The organism is Methanoculleus sp. (assembly GCF_020696975.1).
GTDB lineage: Archaea > Halobacteriota > Methanomicrobia > Methanomicrobiales > Methanoculleaceae > Methanoculleus.
The window spans coordinates 13,652-30,386 of the sequence record NZ_JAJGBK010000032.1; the positions used below are offsets into that span (position 1 = coordinate 13,652).

The following is a 16,735-nucleotide window of genomic DNA, read 5'->3' on the forward strand; positions in this document are numbered from 1 at the left end:
GTGTTCTATCTGCATGAGCAATCCAATGGATTATAACAGAGGCAACAGAAATTTCGGTGGTCCGAGGAACTTCGGCGGCCCCCGTGAAATGACCAAGACCATTTGTTCCGACTGCGGTAAAGAGTGCGAAGTCCCGTTCAAGCCGACCGAAGGCAGACCCGTCTATTGCCAGGACTGCCTCCCCAAGCACAGAAAACCCCGGTTCTAAACAATAATTAACTCTCTTTTTTCGCGAATCGTTCCACCAGGCAACTGACGATATTTCCCGGGAGCGGAGCGGTTCAAAAATTGGCGGGCTCAGATGAGCCCGAGTTCGGCAAAAAGGTTGTCCCGGAGGGCATAAAGCGCCTCCGCCGCCGGGGAGTCGCCCCGGGTCACGGGCCGGCCGCTCCGGACCGCGGCGACGACCGCCGGGTCGAACGGGATCTTCCCCACCACCCGGATGCCCGCCTTTTCGCAGTAGTCCTCGATCCTGGCGCAGATATCCTCCGCAAGGTCGAACCGGTTGATCGCGACAAAGATCCGGACCTCAAAGCGGCGGGAGACCGTGACGAGCCGTGCGAGATCGTGGAGCGCCGAGACCCCCGGCTCCGTGACGACGAGGATCGCGTCCATCCCGCCGATTGTCGCGATCAGCGGGCAGCCTATCCCCGGCGGGCCGTCGGCGAGGAGGAGGTCGGCGCCGTTCGACCGGGCGAACGCCCGTTTCTTCACCCCGGTGACGAGCAGCCCCGAGTTCCCGGAGCCCGGGAAGAGACGGGCGTGGGCGAGATCGCCCTTCCCGGTGGACGAGACGTAGATCTCGCCGCAGACACGCGGCTCCATCCGGACCGCACCCACCGGGCAGACGTACGTGCAGACGCCGCAGCCCTCGCAGTGCTGGGCATCCACCCTCCAGGCATCGTCGCAGCGCACGATTGCCTCGAACCGGCAATGGTCGGTGCAGATCCCGCAGTCACGGCACCGTTCGGGATCAATCCGGGCCGCCGCAAGCCCCCGGAACTCTTCCGTGCTGATCCGGCAGGGGTCGAGGAGGAGTTCCAGGTTCGCGGCGTCCACGTCGCAGTCGGCGAGGACCTGCGGCACAGCGCTCACGTCCGCGAGCGCCGCCGTCACCATCGTCTTCCCTGTGCCGCCCTTGCCGCTCACGACCGCGAGCCGGATCACGGGCTCACCCCCGCAATCTGCACTATCCCCTCGTAAAGACCGGCGAATCGCTCCTCCCACCCCGAAAGGAGCGAAGCGATGAGCCCGCCCCGGTTCTGGACGGCGGCGATCTCCCGGGAGAACGGGATGGTCATCAGGACGGGAAGCCCGTGGTCGCGGCAGAACCCGGAGATCGCCGCATCCTCACCATCGCTCCGGTTGATGACGACACCGGCGGGGATGCCGAGCCTCTCCACCACCTCCACGGCGAGCCGGAGATCGTGCAGCCCGAACGGCGTCGACTCCGTGACCAGGACGCAGGCATCGCTCCCCTCAAGGGTCTCGATGACCGGGCAGGCGATCCCCGGCGAGGCGTCGTAGAGGGTGAGCGGGTGCCCTTCGCCGAGCATCTTTGCCACCCGGATGACCGCCGGGGCCTGCACCTCCCCCTCGTTCAAGACCCCGCTCACCAGGGTGAGGCGGGGGAGGGGGCGGGAGCACGCCACCCGGCCGACGGTGCGCCGGACCTCCCGGACGGCCCCCTGCGGGCAGACGAGGACGCAGCCCCCGCAGGAGTGGCAGAGGTCCGGGAAGACCAGAACACGGTCTTTGAGGACCGAAAGCGCTCCGAAGTTGCAGAACCTCCCGCACTCACCGCAGAAGGTGCATCGGGTGGGGTCGATCACCGGGACCGGCGTCGTCACCGGCACGTCCACGGCGCCGGCCGGGAAGAAGAGGTGGAGGTTCGGCTCCTCGACGTCGCAGTCGACGAGCACGACGTCGCGGGAGCGGGCGAGCGTGCAGGCGAGGTTCGCCGCCACCGTGCTCTTCCCGGTACCGCCCTTGCCGCTTGCAATCGCGATCTTCATAGCGGCTTCAGGTTCCCCGCGGCGTACTCCGCAAGGGCGTCGGCCACGGTGCCGCTCCCACGGTAGGCGTATGCCCTGATCCCCCCGGCTTCGAGCGCTTTGGCGGCGTTTCCACCGACCTGACCGGTGATGAGGATGGTCGCGCCGTGTTCCGCGAGCATCTGGACCGCCCGGGGACCGACCCCGCCGGCAGCGTCGATGAGGGGGTTTTCAACCGATTCCGACTTCCCCGTCTCCGTATCAACGAAGACGAAACAGGGTGCCCGGCCGAACCGCTGCTCGACCGGGGCATCCGTGCCCGTGGTGCGGGCTGTGATGCTGACAATCATACTGGTTCCTCGGGATAATTCTGACTCATGAGCATGATGCTGGGTTGCGCACCAGTTCAGTGGCTCCCGCCACACTCCCCGCCGTCCTCGTGATGGCAGGAACTCTCGCCCGGCGTGAGGCGGCCGGCGATGTAATCCTGTGCGATGTAGTCGACGTTTCCGCTGATCCCGAGGAGAACCTCGATGCCGTTTCCATGGAAGAGGTCGACGGCCCGCGGCCCCATCCCGCCGGCAATGATCAGGTTGACCCCCTGCTCCGCGAGGAAGACCGGGAGCCTCCCGGGTTCGTGACCAGGGTTCGGGAGGTCGTCTTTGCGGTAGATGATCGAATCCTCCACGTCGAATATCGCATACCCTTCACAGTGCCCGAAGTGCCCGGACACCTGGTTTTTGTCCTGTGCAATCGCAATCCTCATGATCTCACGTCTCCTATCGCTCACACGGAGCCGCATGCAGACATACTACACATATGCGCAAAAGAAAGTAAAACCATCTATCGTACCATTCGGGCGACGCAGTACCGGACCGGGGAACATTTTTTAAGGCGAGCGACATCCTGCGGTGTAGTTGTAAAACCTGGTGAGAGTGATGGTTCAGCCTTTGGATATTGGAGAGTACCGGAACGTCTACGAGCCGGGAAGAGTCGAGTGCGCCAGCACCGGGGAGATGCGGCCGCTCGAAGAGATCATCGGCCAGGAACGGGCGCTCAGGGCGCTGCGGTTCGGGCTTGAGATCCGGGAGCCCGGGTTCAACGTCTACACCGCGGGCGCCCAGGGCACCGGACGGATGACCGCCGTCCGGAGTTTCCTCGACCAGCTCGCGAAGGGCAAACCCCGGGCGAGCGACTGGGTCTACGTCCACAACTTCGAGAACCAGTACGAGCCCAATGCCATCGCCCTCCCGGCGGGGAGAGGGCCCCGGTTCCGGGAGGAGATGAAACGCTTCATCGAGGAGGCCCGGCAGGCGCTTCCCCGGTCGTTCGAGAGCGAGGAGTACGCCAAACGGCGGGACGAGACCCTCCAGTCGCTCCAGGAGAGGAGGACCGATCTCATCGCCCGGATCAACCAGCGCGCTCAGGAAGCGGGGTTCGTCATCCAGATGAGCCCGATCGGCCTGCTGACCATCCCGGTCGTCAACGGGCAGCCGGTCCCCGACGAGGAGTTCATCAACCTCCCCGACGAGGTGCGGACAGAGATCCTGCGGCGGCGGGATGCCCTCAACACCGAACTGCGCAGCGTACTCCGGCAGGTGCAGGACGTCGAACGGCAGGGGGCCGAGGCGGTCAAGAACTTAAACCACGATATCGCCCTCTACGCGATCGGCAACCTCGTCGCCGAACTCAAGGAGAAGTATGCCGACGTCCCGGAGGTCCCCGAGTACATCGATGCCGTCCAGAACGATATCCTCGATAACCTCCAGACCTTTCTCGGGGTCCCCGAACAGCCGGGCGCCCCGCCCCAGTTCCAGGCCTTCATCCGGGAACTCCCATTCCGGAAGTACGACGTGAACGTCGTCGTGGACAACGCCGACGCCGGGGGTGCCCCGGTGATCGTCGAGCAGAACCCCACGTTCCAGAATCTCCTCGGCAAGATCGAGAAGGAGGTCCAGTTCGGTATCTTCACGACCGACTTTACGATGATCCGGCCGGGCTCGCTGCACAAAGCCAACGGCGGCTATCTGGTCATCAACGTCGAAGACCTCCTGAGGGCGCCCCTATCCTGGGACGGGCTCAAGACGGCCTTAAAGACCGGAAAAGCCGTAATCGAGGAGCCGGGGGAGCGGATGGGTTTCATCACGGCAAAGACCATCAAGCCTGAAGCGATCCCCCTCGATATCAAGGTGGCCCTCATCGGGACCCCGATGCTCTACCACCTCCTCTACCAGTATGACCCCGACTTCAAGGAACTCTTCAAGGTCAAGGCCGACTTCGACACCGTGATGGAGCGAAACGACGAGAACGCCGGGAAATACGCCGACTTCATGTGCAACCTCGTCCGGGAGGAGAACCTCCGGCACCTGGACCGGGAGGCGATCGCCCGGGTGATCGAGTACGGGTCACGGCTCGCCGCGGATAAGGAGAAACTCTCGACCCAGTTTGCGGCGGTCGCGGACCTCATCCGGGAGGCGAACTTCTACGCCGCGAGCGACGGGGCGGAGATGATCGAAAAGCAGCATGTCATGAAGGCGATCGAGGAGAAGGTCTACCGCTCGAACCTGATCCAGAAGAAGATCGAGGAGTACATCCAGCGGGAGATCTTCCTCATCGATACCGAGGGCGAGAAGGTCGGCCAGGTGAACGGCCTCTCGGTCATCGGGCTCGGGGACTTCGCCTTCGGCCGGCCGTCGAAGGTGACCGCGAGCATCGGGGTCGGCCGCGAGGGGATCATGGATATTGAGCGGGAAGCGGCGCTCGGCGGACCGATCCACACCAAGGGTGTCCTGATCATCAACGGCTACCTCAACAACAACTACGCGCGGGACAAACCCCTCTCCCTCTCGGCCCGGCTCGTCTTCGAGCAGAGCTACGAGGGGATCGAGGGCGACTCGGCATCGAGCACCGAACTCTACGCCCTCCTCTCGGCGCTCTCGGGCCTCCCCTTGAAACAGTACCTCGCCGTCACGGGCTCCGTGAACCAGAAAGGGGAGGTCCAGGCGATCGGGGGCGTGAACGAGAAACTGGAAGGGTTCTACGAGGTTTGCAAAGCAAAAGGGCTCAACGGGAACCAGGGCGCCCTGATCCCGGCAAGCAACGTCCAGAACCTGATGCTCAAAGAGGAGATCGTCGAGGCGGCGAAGGCCGGGAAGTTCCGGATCTACCCGGTGCGGACGATCGACGAGGGGATCGAGGTCCTGACGGGTGTCCCGGCGGGCAGGCGGCGGGAGGACGGGACCTACGAGGAGGGGACGGTGAACTACCTGGTGGACCGGCAGCTCCGCGAGATGGCGGAGACGATGCGCGGGTTCCAGCCGACGATGGCAGCGAAGTGACCCTGATGGAGAGGCGACGAACGGTCTACATGGACCATGCGGCGACGACGCCGACGCGGCCGGAGGTCGCCCGGGCGATGCTCCCCTACTTCTCGGAGCGGTTCGGGAACCCCTCCTCGCTCTATTCCCTCGCCCGCGAGGCGAAGGAGGCGATCGAGGAGGCACGCCAAAGGGTGGCGGAGGCGATCGGCGCAAACCCCGAGGAGATCTACTTCACGTCCGGGGGGACGGAGGCCGATAACTGGGCGATCAAGGGAGTGGCGGCGGCGAACAAAAAGAAGGGCGACCACATCGTCACCTCCGCGATCGAGCACCACGCCGTCCTCCACCCCTGCCAGGCTCTCGAGAAGCAGGGCTACCGGGTCACCTATCTGCCCGTCGACGAGTTCGGCCGGGTGGACCCGGGCTCGGTCGAGGAGGCGATCGACGACAAGACCATCCTCGTCTCGGTGATGGCCGCAAACAACGAGATCGGGGCGATCCAGCCCGTGGCGGCGATCAGCAAGGTCGCCCGCGACCACAAGATCCCGTTCCATACCGACGCTGTCCAGGCGATCGGGGCCTTCCCGGTGGATGTGGGCGATATGGGAGCCGACCTCCTCGCCCTCTCGGCCCATAAGTTCGGCGGCCCGAAGGGGATCGGAGCGCTCTATATCCGGCGGGGGACCCGGATCGGGACGTTCATGGACGGGGGGGCGCAGGAGCGGGGCCGCCGGGCCGGGACCGAGAACGTTCCCGGCATCGTGGGGCTCGGGAAGGCGATCGAGCTTGCGGTCGCCGAGATGCCGGAGAAGGCCCCCCGGCTCGCCGCAATGCGCGATCGGCTGATCCGGGAGATCCTGGAGGCGATCCCCGATACCCGATTAAACGGCCACCCGACCGAGCGGCTCCCGAACAACGTCAACGTCGCGTTCCGCTACGTCGAGGGCGAGTCGATCCTCCTCATGCTCGACGCGTTCGGGATCGCCGCCTCGACCGGGAGCGCCTGTACTTCGGCGTCGCTTGAGCCCTCGCACGTCCTCACGGCCTGCGGCCTCCCCCCCGAACACGCCCACGGCTCGCTCCGGCTGACCCTCGGGTCGCGGAACACCGAGGAGGACGTGGACTATGTTCTTTCCGTCCTCCCCGGGGTGATCGAGCGCCTGCGGGCGATGTCGCCGCTCCGGGGGGAGGCGTGAATGGCCGGGATCTTCCGGGCCTACGACATCCGGGGGCGCTACCCGGACGAACTCGATGAGGCGACGGCAAAGCGGATCGGGAACGCCTTCGTCCGGCTCCTTGCGGCGGAGCAGGTCGTCGTCGGGCGGGACATGCGCCCCTCGTCGGCGTCGCTCGCCCGGGCGTTCGTCGAGGGCGCGGTCGGGGCCGGGGCGGAGGTTGCCGATATCGGGATGGTGAGCACCCCGCTCCTCAACTATGCCATCGCCGCCGGGGGGTTCGACGGCGGGGCGATGGTGACGGCTTCCCACCTCCCGGGAGAGATGAACGGGTTCAAACTCGCCCGCGAGAACGCCATCCCCCTCTCCGGCGACCGGGACCTGCCGCTCCTGGAGACACGGGTCGGGGAGGAGCCGGCAGCCCGTGCCGGCGGGTCCTGCCGCAGGATCGATATGCTCGAGCCCTATATCGGGAAGGTGGCCGGGTTTCTCCGGGCCCCAAAACCCCTCAAGATCGTCGTGGACGCAGGCAACGGGATGGTCGGGCCGGAGGTCCCCCGGCTCTTCGAGCGGGTGCCGGCATGGCGGCTCGTGCCGATGTACCTGGAGCCCGACGGGCGGTTCCCCCACCACCACGCGAACCCGCTCGACCCGGAGACGACCCGGGACCTCCAGGACCGGGTTGTGGCGGAGGGCGCGGACTTCGGGGTGGCGTTCGACGGCGACGGCGACCGGTGCGGGTTCATCGACGAGCGGGGCGAACGCGTCCGGGAGGACCTGGTGACGGCGCTGATTGCGGAGTTCCTGCTCCTGGAGGTTGCGGGGGCGACGATCCTCTACGACCTGCGGTCGAGCCGGGCGGTCGTCGAGACGATTGAGAAGGCCGGAGGCCGGGCCGTCCGCTCACGGGTGGGCCACGCCTTCATCAAGGCGCTGATGCGGGAAGAGAACGCGCTGTTTGCCGGGGAACTCTCCGGGCACTACTACTACCGGGATATGGGGTTCACCGACAACGGGCTTCTGACGCTGGTCTATATCGCGAACATCCTCGCGGCGAGCGGCCGGACCCTCTCCGAACTCATCCGGCCCCTCGACCGCTACCCCTCGACCGGGGAGATCAACCTCCGGGTGAGCGATACGGCGGCGGTGCTCGCGGTGCTTGCGGCGCGCTACCGGGACGCGGACCTCGACCACCTCGACGGGCTGACGGCGGGTTATTCCGACTGGTGGTTCAATATCCGCCCTTCCCAGACCGAGCCGGTGGTGCGGCTGAACCTGGAGGCGGAAAGAAAGGAGCTCCTGGACGAGAAGGCGCAGGAGGTGCTCGCGGTCATCCGGACGGCCGACCCGGCGGCGCGGGAGGTGTAGGGCGGAAGAATCGCAGGACGGGCGCGGATTGGTGCGCACAACGTATTTAACGTTCAAGGAAGATGTTTATGTGCACCGTGATCTGCACGGATCCCGGGAACGGCACGGGTTACTGTGATTCCGGGATCTCGGCGGGTCAGGACGCTTATTCAGGGGCCCGTAGCTTAGTCCGGTTAGAGCGCTCGGCTCATAACCGAGCGGTCGTGGGTTCGAATCCCTCCGGGCCCATGTTTTTCCAGAATATCATCGTGATGACCGGCCGGGCTCCATTTCTGGACCGCCATCAGATCGAGGCGTATTCGTGCCGCTTCACTGTCGAGCATGAACGCATACCCCTTCCGCCCAGGCTTACACTCTTGCCTGTTTTGACCGGGGGCCGCTCTTTGCTCGCATCTTGTCCGCTGTTATGACGGTTACGGGTCTGCGCTTGCGGAATATGGATTCGTCCGGCATCCACTCAGTCTTTCAAGGGCAGCAGGGTTGATCGGTCCTCCACCAGACCCGAATGAGCCTTCAGGATGTTACGCAGCATCGCCGGCAGAAGATATTTGGCGATGGAGAAGGAAGGAACTATCAGAGACATAAGGCCGCGAGCAGAAAAGAGTGAGGTGCCGCTATGACCACTGCCCCGAAACCGATGAAGAAGACGCCGTCCGTCGTCAGGCTTGAGGAAGTGCTGCCGGTACTCCGGGAGCGGTTCGGCGTGGAAAAGATCGGGGTCTTCGGGTCCACCGCCCGCGGCGAGGAGCGGTCCGACAGTGATGTGGACGTTCTGGTCGAACTCTCGCCGGGCCATCTCACGTTCCGAAACTTCATGGCGCTCGCCGACTTTCTGGAGGAGTTATACGGGCGAAGAGTTGATCTCGTCACCGTCGGAGGACTGGACCCGCTTATCCGGCAGGATGTGGAGAGTGAGGTGGTCTGGTGTGAAGCGTAACTCCGTCTATCTCGCCCACATCCTGCAGGAGATGGAGTTTATCGAGACCAACTTCTCCAACCGGCCCTTCGAGGGTTTGAATCCGGACGCATTCGGTTTTTGAGGAAAAACGCGGAGCCGACGCCCCCATCGCCATCAGGTCGCCGGGCCGGCGGGGGCATCCTCATCCTCGGGACACCCCGCTTCCTCCCGGCGGCCGCACCCGGCGATCCGGATCGTCTTCCCGTGGACCAGGGCGTCCGCGACCTTTGCCCGCGCCTCGTGGAGGTCGCGCCAGAGGGTCTTTCGGGAGACGCCGAGGGCGACGGCGGCCTCCTCCTGCTCGAGCCCCTGGAGGTCGACGAGCCGCAGGGCCTCCACCTCCTCGGGAAGGATGACGACGACCGCATCAGGCCTCCCGCAGAGGGGGCCGAAACAGCGGAACGCCTCCGGATCCCCGATCACCCGGCGGACCCGGGGCCGGCCCCGCCCGCGGCGGCAACGTCCCTCGCCGGGCTCGCTTGCATTCATGCTATCATCCTGGAGAGAGATCCGTCTCGCGTGCAGATAGTGCCTTCGCTCCGGCACCGGCCGTCACCACCGGCCGCGTGCCCGGCCAAAACCGCGGCCGCATCCCCACGGGATACCGCCCCGGCCGACGCCGCGAAGCACCGGTGCGGGGGATTCGCCTTCCGCTCCCGGAGTTAGGGGGGAGACGCACCGGCCACGGCGGCCGCCCGTCATCGGGCCGCGACCGGCCGGTCCGGTTCCATCAAATCCTGGCATGGTTGTATCACCTCAATTATTACACATATGAGTAAAAATATTTGAAAGGATCAGATGCGGCAGAATATTATGTTATCCTTTGTTCATCTGCGCATAGTATTGCCGCGCCTCATTGAGCGAGAGGGTCTCCTCTTTCTCGACTTCTTCCATGTACTGCGCAACCCCACAGTTTTCGAGGAGTTCCTCAATTCTCTCGAAAGTCTCAATGTCGAGCACGACCCTGATCTTTCTGCCATCGTCGGTTACGATGTACTGCCGTTTGATACCAGTCGCCGTGAACTACCCCACCCTGCTCATTCCACTTCCCGGATCATCGTTTTGACCGTATCTTCAAGGGGTCCGAGCCCCGTCTGGATGATATCCCAGAGGATTATCGGTTTCACCGAATAATAAGAGTGGACACCGATATCCCGGAGCCCGGCGAACTTTCGCCACTCAATCTCCGGGGATCTGCGGTGATATCGGCAGGGATCTGCTTCACCGCTTCCCCGATGGTGATAAACCTGAGCACGACGGCATCAAGGCACATGGGATCGCCCGCAAACTCCTCAAACGTCCGGCCCCCTGCATAGGAGCGGATGGAGGCGATGGCATCACGGATATCCTCCAGATAGAGGAGGAGATCCCCAGGCATAGACGACCTCACCCAGGACGGTCTCCCGGATCCGGGGCTTCAGGGTATCGGTGATGACGAGGTCCGTCCTTCGTCCCAGGAGGTCCTCAAGGTAGAGTTTGAGGCCCATAAAGTGATCAAAGGTCTCCTCCCCCTCCCGGAACTCCACCAGGATATCGATGTCGCTTGCCCCGGTGGCCTCGCCACGCACCACAGATCCGAAGATGCCGATACGGGCTACACCGTAGCGCTCCCGGATGGTGTGAAGGTTCTGCTGGATCTGGATGAGTGGATATACCATTATTCTGTGATGCTGCATTTATCCACTTATATCCTCCGGCGCCAGGCAGAAAACGCCCGGATGAACCTTCATACGACATCATGTATCAGAGTATGAACGTCAGTTTGATGCTGCCCGGGTCTGCTCGGGTCAACCCGGCGTCTGCCCAATGGTCTAGCGGTATGACGTCGCCTATTCTGGCGACGTTACAACCAGTTAGACCATGGCGCTCGCATACTAGAATTGCCACATACAAGGTCCAATAGCCTTTCCAGGCCGATCCGGCCGTGTTCCCGGTTTCATGTTAGGCTCGTGCACCCTCGCCTATCCATGGCGGCGTCATAACCAGCTAGACCATATAAACTCACGCCCGAAATTGGCCGTATAAGCGGTCCGATAGTCATTCCATCCAAGTTCTGGCCGGGCCCTCGATCCACGTGCCCACGTCATCTCTCCTCGCCTTACCAGGCGACGTCATAACCAGCTAGACCACGAGCCCATTACGCCCCACCGGGGGCACCAGCCCCACCCACTGAACTATTCGGAATCTCCGAACAGTTGCCCGGCCGGGGGACAACCTATATCCCGCACCCCACCCCCTCCCCGAGCATGCCCGCCGGTGGACTGCAGGTGAAAAGCCTCCCCGCCGACATCGTCGCCGGGACGACCACCGCCCTCGTCGGCATCCCCCAGGTGATGGGGTTCGCCCTCGTCGCCGGGATCAACCCCGTCTACGGCCTCTACACCGCCGCGTTCTCGACGGCGATCGCCGCGTTCCTCACCGGCTCCACCTACCTCAAGGTGATGCTCTCAAACGTCCTCGCGGTCTCGATCTACTCGGTCCTCGCCCCGGTCCCGGAGGCCGACGTCCCCGCCACCCTCTTTGTCCTGACACTCCTCGTCGGCATCTTCCAGCTCGGCTTCGGGCTCATCAAGGCGGGCAGCCTGACCCGGTTCATATCGAACGCCGTCCTCACGGGGTTCGTCACCGGAGCAGCGCTCCTCATCGTCCTCGGCCAGCTCGGCAACCTCACCGGCTACCAGCTCCCGCGGGAGGCGATCCAGATCCTTGCCGTGCCCGACCTCATCCTCCACGCGGGCGAGATCCGGCCCGGGGCGCTCGCGGTCGGCCTCCTCACCATCGCCCTTGCCCTCGTCTTCCGGCGGGTGGAGCGCCTCCGCCCCGTCGCCCTCCTCCTCCCGGTCATCATCGCCACCCTCCTCGTCCGGATCGCGTTCCCAAAGGTCGCGATCGTGGGCAGCATCGCCGCGATCCCCGCCGGCCTCCCGGCCCCCGTCATCCCCGACATCACCCTCGCACCCGGGCTCCTGGTTCCGGCGCTTGCGCTCGCCATCATCGGGCTCGTGATGGCCGTCGGGGTCACGGAGACGACCCCCGAGCCCGACGGGACCGTCGCCGACGTGAACCGGGACTTTGCCGGGCAGGGGGCGACGAACATCCTCGCAAGCTTCCTCCAGTCCGCCCCGGCGGCCGGCTCCCTCTCCGCGACGGCGTTGAACGTCGCCGCGGGGGCAAAGACCCGGGCAGCGAACCTCATATCGGGCGTCATCGTCGGGGCGGTCATCCTCGTCGCCGGGCCGCTCGCGGAACTGATCCCGCTCCCGGCGCTTGCCGGCATCCTGATCCTCATCGGGATAGAACTCATCTACCAGCCCCGCGAGATCACCTGCATCTGGAAGTACTCCCGCCCGGGACGCTGGGGGATGATCGCCACCTTCATCTCCACCCAGGTCCTCCCGCTCCAGTACAGCATCTACATCGGCGTCCTCCTCTCGCTCGCCATCTACCTCGTCACCTCAACCCGGGAGGCGACCGTCGTCCGCCTCGTCCCGGTCGGCGAGTGGATGTTCCGGGAAGAACCGGCGCCCGACCGGCTCCCCGCCGGCGAGATCACCATCCTCTCGATCTCCGGCAGCGTCTACTTCGCCACCCTCCGGGCGATCGAACGGTCGCTCCCGTCCCCGGAGGGGGCCAACGGCGCCGTCGTCATCCTCACCCTCCGGGGGAGGAGCGAGACCGGCATCGGGCTCTTCCGGATGCTGGAGCGCTACGCCCGGAGGGTCCGGGGCCACAACGGCCGGCTCATCCTCGCCGAGGTCGAACCCCGGCTTCTTGCGGGCCTCGAAGAGATCGGAGCAGCCGCGATCATCGGCCACAATAACATATTCCTCGCGACCCCGATCATCGGGGAGTCGCTCCAGGAGGCGATCCGGGCAGGAGAGGCCGGAGCGTGAGAACCCGGCCGGAAAAACTCTTTCTTTTTGGAGCGCCCATATCATTCCCGTGAATATGATCGGCGAGAGCCTCTCCCCTCCTGCCCGGATCGCGATCATAGGCGCCGCGGTCGTCATCGTGCTCGCGGGGGCGAGAGCGGCAACGCCGATCCTCGGCCCGCTCCTCGTTGCCGTCTTCTTTGCGATGATCACCGCGCCCGCCATGGCGTGGCTGACCCGGCGGGGGGTGCCCCCGGTCCTTGCCGCCGGAACCGTGGTCGCGGGGCTCATCGGGATCTTCGCCGGAGCCATCGCCTTCCTCGGCGTGGCCCTCACCGGGTTCGTCCGCTCCCTGCCGCGCTACCAGGCGGCCCTTGAAGCCCAGGCTGCCGTCCTCGCCGGCTACGGCATCGACCCCGGCACCTTCACGATATGGGACTACATCGACCAGGGGTTCGTCATCCAGCAGATCGCCGGGATTGCCCAGCAGGTCGGGGGTATCGCCGTCGACGCCTTCCTGGTCTTCGTCGGGATCGGGTTCCTCCTCCTTGAAGCCCCCCGGCTCACGGCCGGCATCGCCCGGCGCCTGGGGCCCGAGAGCTCCCCCTACCGGCACCTCTCGCAGTCGGGCCGGCTCCTCATCGACTATGTCATCGTCAGGACGAAGGTGAACCTGATCACCGGTGTGGGGACCGGGCTCTTCCTCGCCCTCATCGGGGTCGACTTTGCGCTGCTCTGGGGGTTCATCGCCTTCGTCCTGAGTTACGTCCCCTACATCGGCCTCGTTGCAGCCGCGATCCCGCCCCTCCTCCTCGCCTTCATCGAGTTCGGGCCTGCGGGAGCGATAGCCGTCATCGCCGCCGTCACCCTCATCGACGCCGCCGCCGAGAACCTCGTCCTTCCCCGGATGGCCGGACGGGATCTCGACCTCTCGCCGTTCGTCGTCCTCTTCTCCGTCGTATTCTGGGGGCTCATCCTCGGGGCGGTCGGTGTCTTCCTTGCCATACCCCTGACGATCGCGGTGAAGCTCTTCCTCGAGAGCTGGGAGGAGACCCGGTGGATCGGGGAGCTCCTGGGCAGCGGAGAGCGGCGGGAGTAAGGTCCGGCAGCGCAGGTCTTATATACATTCCACCATATTTCGGCTGCACCTCAATGCAGGGGAGGATGGTATGAGTGACCTGATAGCCATCGCCTACGAAGGCGAGGATACCGCGTTCCGTGTCAGAGACCGACTTGTCAACCTGACAAAGGAGCACATCATAGAACTGGAGGACCTGGTGGTCGTCGTCCACCACCGGGACGGCAAGACCGAGATCAAGCAGGCGACCAACCTGGCCGGCATGGGAGCGCTCTCGGGGGCTTTCTGGGGGCTGCTCATCGGCCTGATCTTCTTCGCCCCGATCTTCGGGCTTGCCATCGGTGCGATCGCCGGCGCACTCGCCGGACGCTTCTCCGACTACGGCATCGACGATAAATTCATCAAAGAAGTCGCCGAGAGCGTCGGGCCGGGCAACTCCGCGGTCTTCGTGCTCGTCAAGAAGATGACCCCGGATAGAGTGGTCGACGCCATCAGGGAGTATGGTGGGCGCGTCGTACGGACGTCGCTCTCGGAAGCGGAGGAGACGAACCTCCGCGACGCCTTCGGCGCCGGCACACCGGCAAAGGCGGAGGTCCCGCCACCCTCTCCGTAAGCGGGAGGGCGGCAACGCCTCATTTTTTGGATGTGCGGCCCGGTTCGAATCTCCCGGATATCCAGGATGCAGGCCTGATCCGCTCGAGGTCGGGAGCCGGGCGGACCGCAGAGGAAGATATGGTGCCCGGGGTGGAAGGTGCGGGAAGTCAGGGTTACCAGGATCGAGCGGGACGGGGGCGTAGAGATCGGGTTTCGGTTCAAATCGCCGGATCAGCTCCTTGACCCGGACGACCCGTCTCCCCTCCCCGCCCGGGAACTCACGGAGTTTGCCGAAGAGTTCATCGCCGGTTATCTGGACGGGTGCAACCTCAAGACGGTCGCCGCCATCACCATCGGGCTCCCGCGGGCATCGCTCTCCCCGGAGGAGGTCGCGCTTCTTCCTGAGACGATACGGCGGCACTTCTCGTTCCGGATAGCCGACCTCGACAACGACAGAAGGGTCTCCCGCCGGGAAGGAAAGATCAGCGCCATCCTCGCCGGTATCAACGCAGGCATCGCGGTTCTGTTCTTCCTGGCCTTCGCCGGGAGCCTCGGCGACCCCGTCGTGGTCCTGCTCACCGGCCTCGTCACGATCTTAAACTGGGTGACGATCTGGGACACCTACGAATACTTCGTCTACGACTACCGGCGCGAGATGCGGAAGCGCCGGATCTACGAAAAACTCGCGAAGATCGATATCCGGGTCGATGACGGCGCGGCAGAAGGTGTTTACGAATCGCCCCATACTCCTCCATGAAGAGACCGGCCGGTTGCTCACCGCCGTCCTCACGCGCCGGTGAAACATCACGCTCCCCTTCCGGGGGTTCTACGAGTGGACGTTCGAGACCATCCTCGATATGATCTTCGTCCTCGTCGGCTCGATCACCGTCGCTCTCACCGGGAACAGCTACCTCTCCCGGTTCCCGGAGGAGGAGAACACAAGATGGTGACCCCCGGAGAGGTCCGGGCCGGGTGACCGCCGGAACCTTTTTCTGATCTACCCCGGAGAGGGGGCGCCATGCTCGAGCGGATGGAGACAGGAGCAGACAGCGTCGTCGGATTCCGGTTTGACGGCGATATGACGGCACAGGACTACACCGGGACGCTCATCCCGGCGCTGGAGGCGGCGGAAGGGAACCAGCCAATCTTCCGGATCCTCTTTGAGATCGTGGACTTTCACGGCTGGAAGGCGCACGGCCACTGGGAGAGCCTCAAGGACTGGCCGGGGATGAGGAAGGTCGACCGGATCGCGATTGTCGGCGGCGAGAGGTGGGAGGAGTGGATGAGCCGTCTCCCGGGACTCTTTGTCGGGTTTACCGGGATCGACGTCCGCTACTTCACGAGCGACCACCTTGATTCCGCCCTCGACTGGCTGCGGGAGCCGATCGTCCTCGAGGGGGCCGCACCGGAGGCGTGATAGGCACCGGTGCCGCCCCTTCCCGGTGACCGGGCAACCCTTTTTCATCCCGGCCAACCTACCGGTGATCGGGCAGATAGCGATCCCATGCACTATTATAAAGACGTCATCTTCCAGAAACCCCTGCCGGAAGAGATCCGGCGGCTCGGGCTCCTCCCGGTGGACCTCCATTTCCACACCCGGCACTCCGACTCGGCCACCCGCGTGCGGGACGCGCTGAAACTCGCGGCCCGGCGGGGCGTCGGGCTTGCGATCACCGATCATAACCAGGCAAGCGGCGTCGCCGAGGCCAAAGGGCAGAAGATCCGCGTCCCCCTCGTCCCGGGGATCGAGGTCAGCGCGAACGACGGCCCGCACATCCTCCTCTACTTCTACTCGGTCTCCGATCTTTTGGACTTTCACCGGCGCCACATCGCGAAGAACCGGAGAGTCGGCCCGTTCACCGCGATACGCCTCGACACCTCCGATATCCTCGACCGCCGGGAAGGCTACTCCTGCATCGCGGTCGAGGCGCATCCCTGCGGTTACGCGTTCCTGAACCGGGGCGTCCAGCGCTGTGTCGCAGGCGCATGCATCGGGGAAGAGGTCTTCTCTCGCCTCGACGCCCTCGAGGTGATCTGCGGCGGGATGGCCCGGTCCCATAACCTGAAGGCCGCCGGGCTCGCCGTCACCCACGATCTCGGGCGAACCGGGGGCACCGACGGCCACCTCCTCCACGAGCTCGGCGGGGTCGTCACCTGCGCCGAGGTCGACACCGCAGAAGAACTCCTGGACGCCATCCGGATGAAAAAAACCGTCGTCATCGGCCGTGAGCGGCCCCTCGTCGAGAAGGCCGTGATGGGGACCGCGGTCCTCCCCCACCACCTCCCCTACGCCGTCCCCATCCTCCAGGCCCGCTGGGAGCAGGGCCTCCCCCGGATCCGGAAGTTCGTCGAGGGCCGGTTGAACCGGTGAGACAG

The 16,735-nt window shown here is 64.9% G+C and carries 19 protein-coding genes, 1 tRNA gene and 1 pseudogene; 12 read left to right on the forward strand and 9 right to left on the reverse strand.

The annotated features are described in order from the left end of the window. The first annotated feature begins 13 nt into the window (after positions 1-13). Positions 14-208, forward strand: coding sequence for a CxxC-x17-CxxC domain-containing protein (locus QZ650_RS10015; protein ID WP_054847721.1), 195 nt, complete (start codon positions 14-16; stop codon positions 206-208). An 89-nt stretch (positions 209-297) separates the two neighbouring features. On the opposite strand, the gene QZ650_RS10020 is transcribed toward QZ650_RS10015, so the two are convergent. From QZ650_RS10020 to QZ650_RS10035, 4 genes are read right to left on the reverse strand one after another with little or no spacing between them, the layout of a single operon-like run. Further along, positions 298-1,167, reverse strand: a complete 870-nt coding sequence (locus QZ650_RS10020; RefSeq protein ID WP_292522010.1) for an ATP-binding protein — start codon at positions 1,165-1,167, stop codon at positions 298-300. Beyond that, on the reverse strand, positions 1,164-2,015 hold the full coding sequence (locus tag QZ650_RS10025; RefSeq protein ID WP_292522013.1) for an ATP-binding protein: 852 nt from the start codon (positions 2,013-2,015) through the stop codon (positions 1,164-1,166). Before QZ650_RS10025 ends, QZ650_RS10020 begins: the two co-directional genes overlap by 4 nt. After that, positions 2,012-2,344 (reverse strand): NifB/NifX family molybdenum-iron cluster-binding protein, encoded by a 333-nt coding sequence (locus QZ650_RS10030; RefSeq protein WP_292522016.1) that lies wholly within the window; start codon positions 2,342-2,344, stop codon positions 2,012-2,014. Before QZ650_RS10030 ends, QZ650_RS10025 begins: the two co-directional genes overlap by 4 nt. Before the next feature lie 56 nt (positions 2,345-2,400). Then, entirely contained in the window at positions 2,401-2,796 is a 396-nt protein-coding gene (locus QZ650_RS10035; protein WP_292522503.1) for a NifB/NifX family molybdenum-iron cluster-binding protein, read from the reverse strand. A gap of 136 nt (positions 2,797-2,932) precedes the next feature. Between QZ650_RS10035 and QZ650_RS10040 the strand changes: the two genes are divergently transcribed. From QZ650_RS10040 to QZ650_RS10060, 5 genes are all read left to right on the forward strand, one after another. Beyond that, complete coding sequence (locus QZ650_RS10040; RefSeq protein ID WP_292522020.1) at positions 2,933-5,332, forward strand: Lon protease family protein; 2,400 nt, start codon at positions 2,933-2,935, stop codon at positions 5,330-5,332. Between the two features lie 5 nt (positions 5,333-5,337). Next, positions 5,338-6,510 (forward strand): cysteine desulfurase NifS, encoded by a 1,173-nt coding sequence (gene nifS / locus QZ650_RS10045; RefSeq protein WP_292522022.1) that lies wholly within the window; start codon positions 5,338-5,340, stop codon positions 6,508-6,510. Further along, positions 6,511-7,857 carry a phosphomannomutase/phosphoglucomutase gene (locus QZ650_RS10050; protein ID WP_292522024.1) on the forward strand — a complete coding sequence of 449 codons (1,347 nt, stop codon included), beginning with the start codon at positions 6,511-6,513 and terminating at the stop codon, positions 7,855-7,857. A 153-nt stretch (positions 7,858-8,010) separates the two neighbouring features. Then, positions 8,011-8,085, forward strand: a tRNA-Ile gene (locus QZ650_RS10055). 388 nt (positions 8,086-8,473) lie between these two features. Further along, entirely contained in the window at positions 8,474-8,794 is a 321-nt protein-coding gene (locus QZ650_RS10060; protein WP_292522026.1) for a nucleotidyltransferase family protein, read from the forward strand. A 135-nt stretch (positions 8,795-8,929) separates the two neighbouring features. Here the strand turns inward: QZ650_RS10060 and QZ650_RS10065 are convergent, their stop codons facing one another. The 5 genes and pseudogenes from QZ650_RS10065 to QZ650_RS10085 form a co-directional block, all read right to left on the reverse strand. Beyond that, positions 8,930-9,304, reverse strand: coding sequence for a DUF134 domain-containing protein (locus QZ650_RS10065; RefSeq protein WP_292522028.1), 375 nt, complete (start codon positions 9,302-9,304; stop codon positions 8,930-8,932). A 63-nt stretch (positions 9,305-9,367) separates the two neighbouring features. Continuing rightward, positions 9,368-9,559, reverse strand: coding sequence for a DUF5320 domain-containing protein (locus QZ650_RS10070; protein WP_292522031.1), 192 nt, complete (start codon positions 9,557-9,559; stop codon positions 9,368-9,370). Between the two features lie 72 nt (positions 9,560-9,631). After that, on the reverse strand, positions 9,632-9,775 hold the full coding sequence (locus QZ650_RS10075; RefSeq protein WP_292522033.1) for a hypothetical protein: 144 nt from the start codon (positions 9,773-9,775) through the stop codon (positions 9,632-9,634). A 77-nt stretch (positions 9,776-9,852) separates the two neighbouring features. Beyond that, positions 9,853-10,193 (reverse strand): annotated as a pseudogene (locus QZ650_RS10080) (HepT-like ribonuclease domain-containing protein). Next, positions 10,153-10,473 (reverse strand): nucleotidyltransferase family protein, encoded by a 321-nt coding sequence (locus QZ650_RS10085; RefSeq protein ID WP_292522037.1) that lies wholly within the window; start codon positions 10,471-10,473, stop codon positions 10,153-10,155. Before QZ650_RS10085 ends, QZ650_RS10080 begins: the two are co-directional and overlap by 41 nt. Positions 10,474-11,061: 588 nt before the next feature. Here QZ650_RS10085 and QZ650_RS10090 point away from each other — a divergent pair. From QZ650_RS10090 to QZ650_RS10115, 6 genes are all read left to right on the forward strand, one after another. Beyond that, on the forward strand, positions 11,062-12,708 hold the full coding sequence (locus QZ650_RS10090; protein WP_292522039.1) for a SulP family inorganic anion transporter: 1,647 nt from the start codon (positions 11,062-11,064) through the stop codon (positions 12,706-12,708). A gap of 55 nt (positions 12,709-12,763) precedes the next feature. Next, positions 12,764-13,786, forward strand: coding sequence for an AI-2E family transporter (locus QZ650_RS10095; protein WP_292522242.1), 1,023 nt, complete (start codon positions 12,764-12,766; stop codon positions 13,784-13,786). Between the two features lie 70 nt (positions 13,787-13,856). Next, a complete protein-coding gene (locus QZ650_RS10100) occupies positions 13,857-14,378 on the forward strand; it encodes a DUF1269 domain-containing protein (protein WP_292522041.1) in 522 nt (173 codons plus the stop codon). 138 nt (positions 14,379-14,516) lie between these two features. After that, complete coding sequence (locus QZ650_RS10105; RefSeq protein ID WP_292522043.1) at positions 14,517-15,116, forward strand: hypothetical protein; 600 nt, start codon at positions 14,517-14,519, stop codon at positions 15,114-15,116. Between the two features lie 261 nt (positions 15,117-15,377). Continuing rightward, positions 15,378-15,776, forward strand: a complete 399-nt coding sequence (locus QZ650_RS10110; RefSeq protein ID WP_292522045.1) for an STAS/SEC14 domain-containing protein — start codon at positions 15,378-15,380, stop codon at positions 15,774-15,776. A gap of 87 nt (positions 15,777-15,863) precedes the next feature. Further along, entirely contained in the window at positions 15,864-16,730 is an 867-nt protein-coding gene (locus QZ650_RS10115) for a PHP-associated domain-containing protein (RefSeq protein ID WP_292522047.1), read from the forward strand. Positions 16,731-16,735: the final 5 nt, after the last annotated feature.

Bases quoted from the DNA above. Each gene is read 5' to 3' on its own strand.
- QZ650_RS10015 (WP_054847721.1), top strand. From the start codon at position 14: ATGAGCAATCCAATGGATTATAACAGAGGCAACAGAAATTTCGGTGGT.
- QZ650_RS10025 (WP_292522013.1), bottom strand. From the start codon at position 2,015: ATGAAGATCGCGATTGCAAGCGGCAAGGGCGGTACCGGGAAGAGCACG.
- QZ650_RS10030 (WP_292522016.1), bottom strand. From the start codon at position 2,344: ATGATTGTCAGCATCACAGCCCGCACCACGGGCACGGATGCCCCGGTC.
- QZ650_RS10035 (WP_292522503.1), bottom strand. From the start codon at position 2,796: ATGCGGCTCCGTGTGAGCGATAGGAGACGTGAGATCATGAGGATTGCG.
- QZ650_RS10040 (WP_292522020.1), top strand. From the start codon at position 2,933: ATGGTTCAGCCTTTGGATATTGGAGAGTACCGGAACGTCTACGAGCCG.
- nifS (WP_292522022.1), top strand. From the start codon at position 5,338: ATGGAGAGGCGACGAACGGTCTACATGGACCATGCGGCGACGACGCCG.
- QZ650_RS10050 (WP_292522024.1), top strand. From the start codon at position 6,511: ATGGCCGGGATCTTCCGGGCCTACGACATCCGGGGGCGCTACCCGGAC.
- QZ650_RS10060 (WP_292522026.1), top strand. From the start codon at position 8,474: ATGACCACTGCCCCGAAACCGATGAAGAAGACGCCGTCCGTCGTCAGG.
- QZ650_RS10065 (WP_292522028.1), bottom strand. From the start codon at position 9,304: ATGAATGCAAGCGAGCCCGGCGAGGGACGTTGCCGCCGCGGGCGGGGC.
- QZ650_RS10070 (WP_292522031.1), bottom strand. From the start codon at position 9,559: ATGCCAGGATTTGATGGAACCGGACCGGCCGGTCGCGGCCCGATGACG.
- QZ650_RS10085 (WP_292522037.1), bottom strand. From the start codon at position 10,473: ATGGTATATCCACTCATCCAGATCCAGCAGAACCTTCACACCATCCGG.
- QZ650_RS10090 (WP_292522039.1), top strand. From the start codon at position 11,062: ATGCCCGCCGGTGGACTGCAGGTGAAAAGCCTCCCCGCCGACATCGTC.
- QZ650_RS10095 (WP_292522242.1), top strand. From the start codon at position 12,764: ATGATCGGCGAGAGCCTCTCCCCTCCTGCCCGGATCGCGATCATAGGC.
- QZ650_RS10100 (WP_292522041.1), top strand. From the start codon at position 13,857: ATGAGTGACCTGATAGCCATCGCCTACGAAGGCGAGGATACCGCGTTC.
- QZ650_RS10110 (WP_292522045.1), top strand. From the start codon at position 15,378: ATGCTCGAGCGGATGGAGACAGGAGCAGACAGCGTCGTCGGATTCCGG.
- QZ650_RS10115 (WP_292522047.1), top strand. From the start codon at position 15,864: ATGCACTATTATAAAGACGTCATCTTCCAGAAACCCCTGCCGGAAGAG.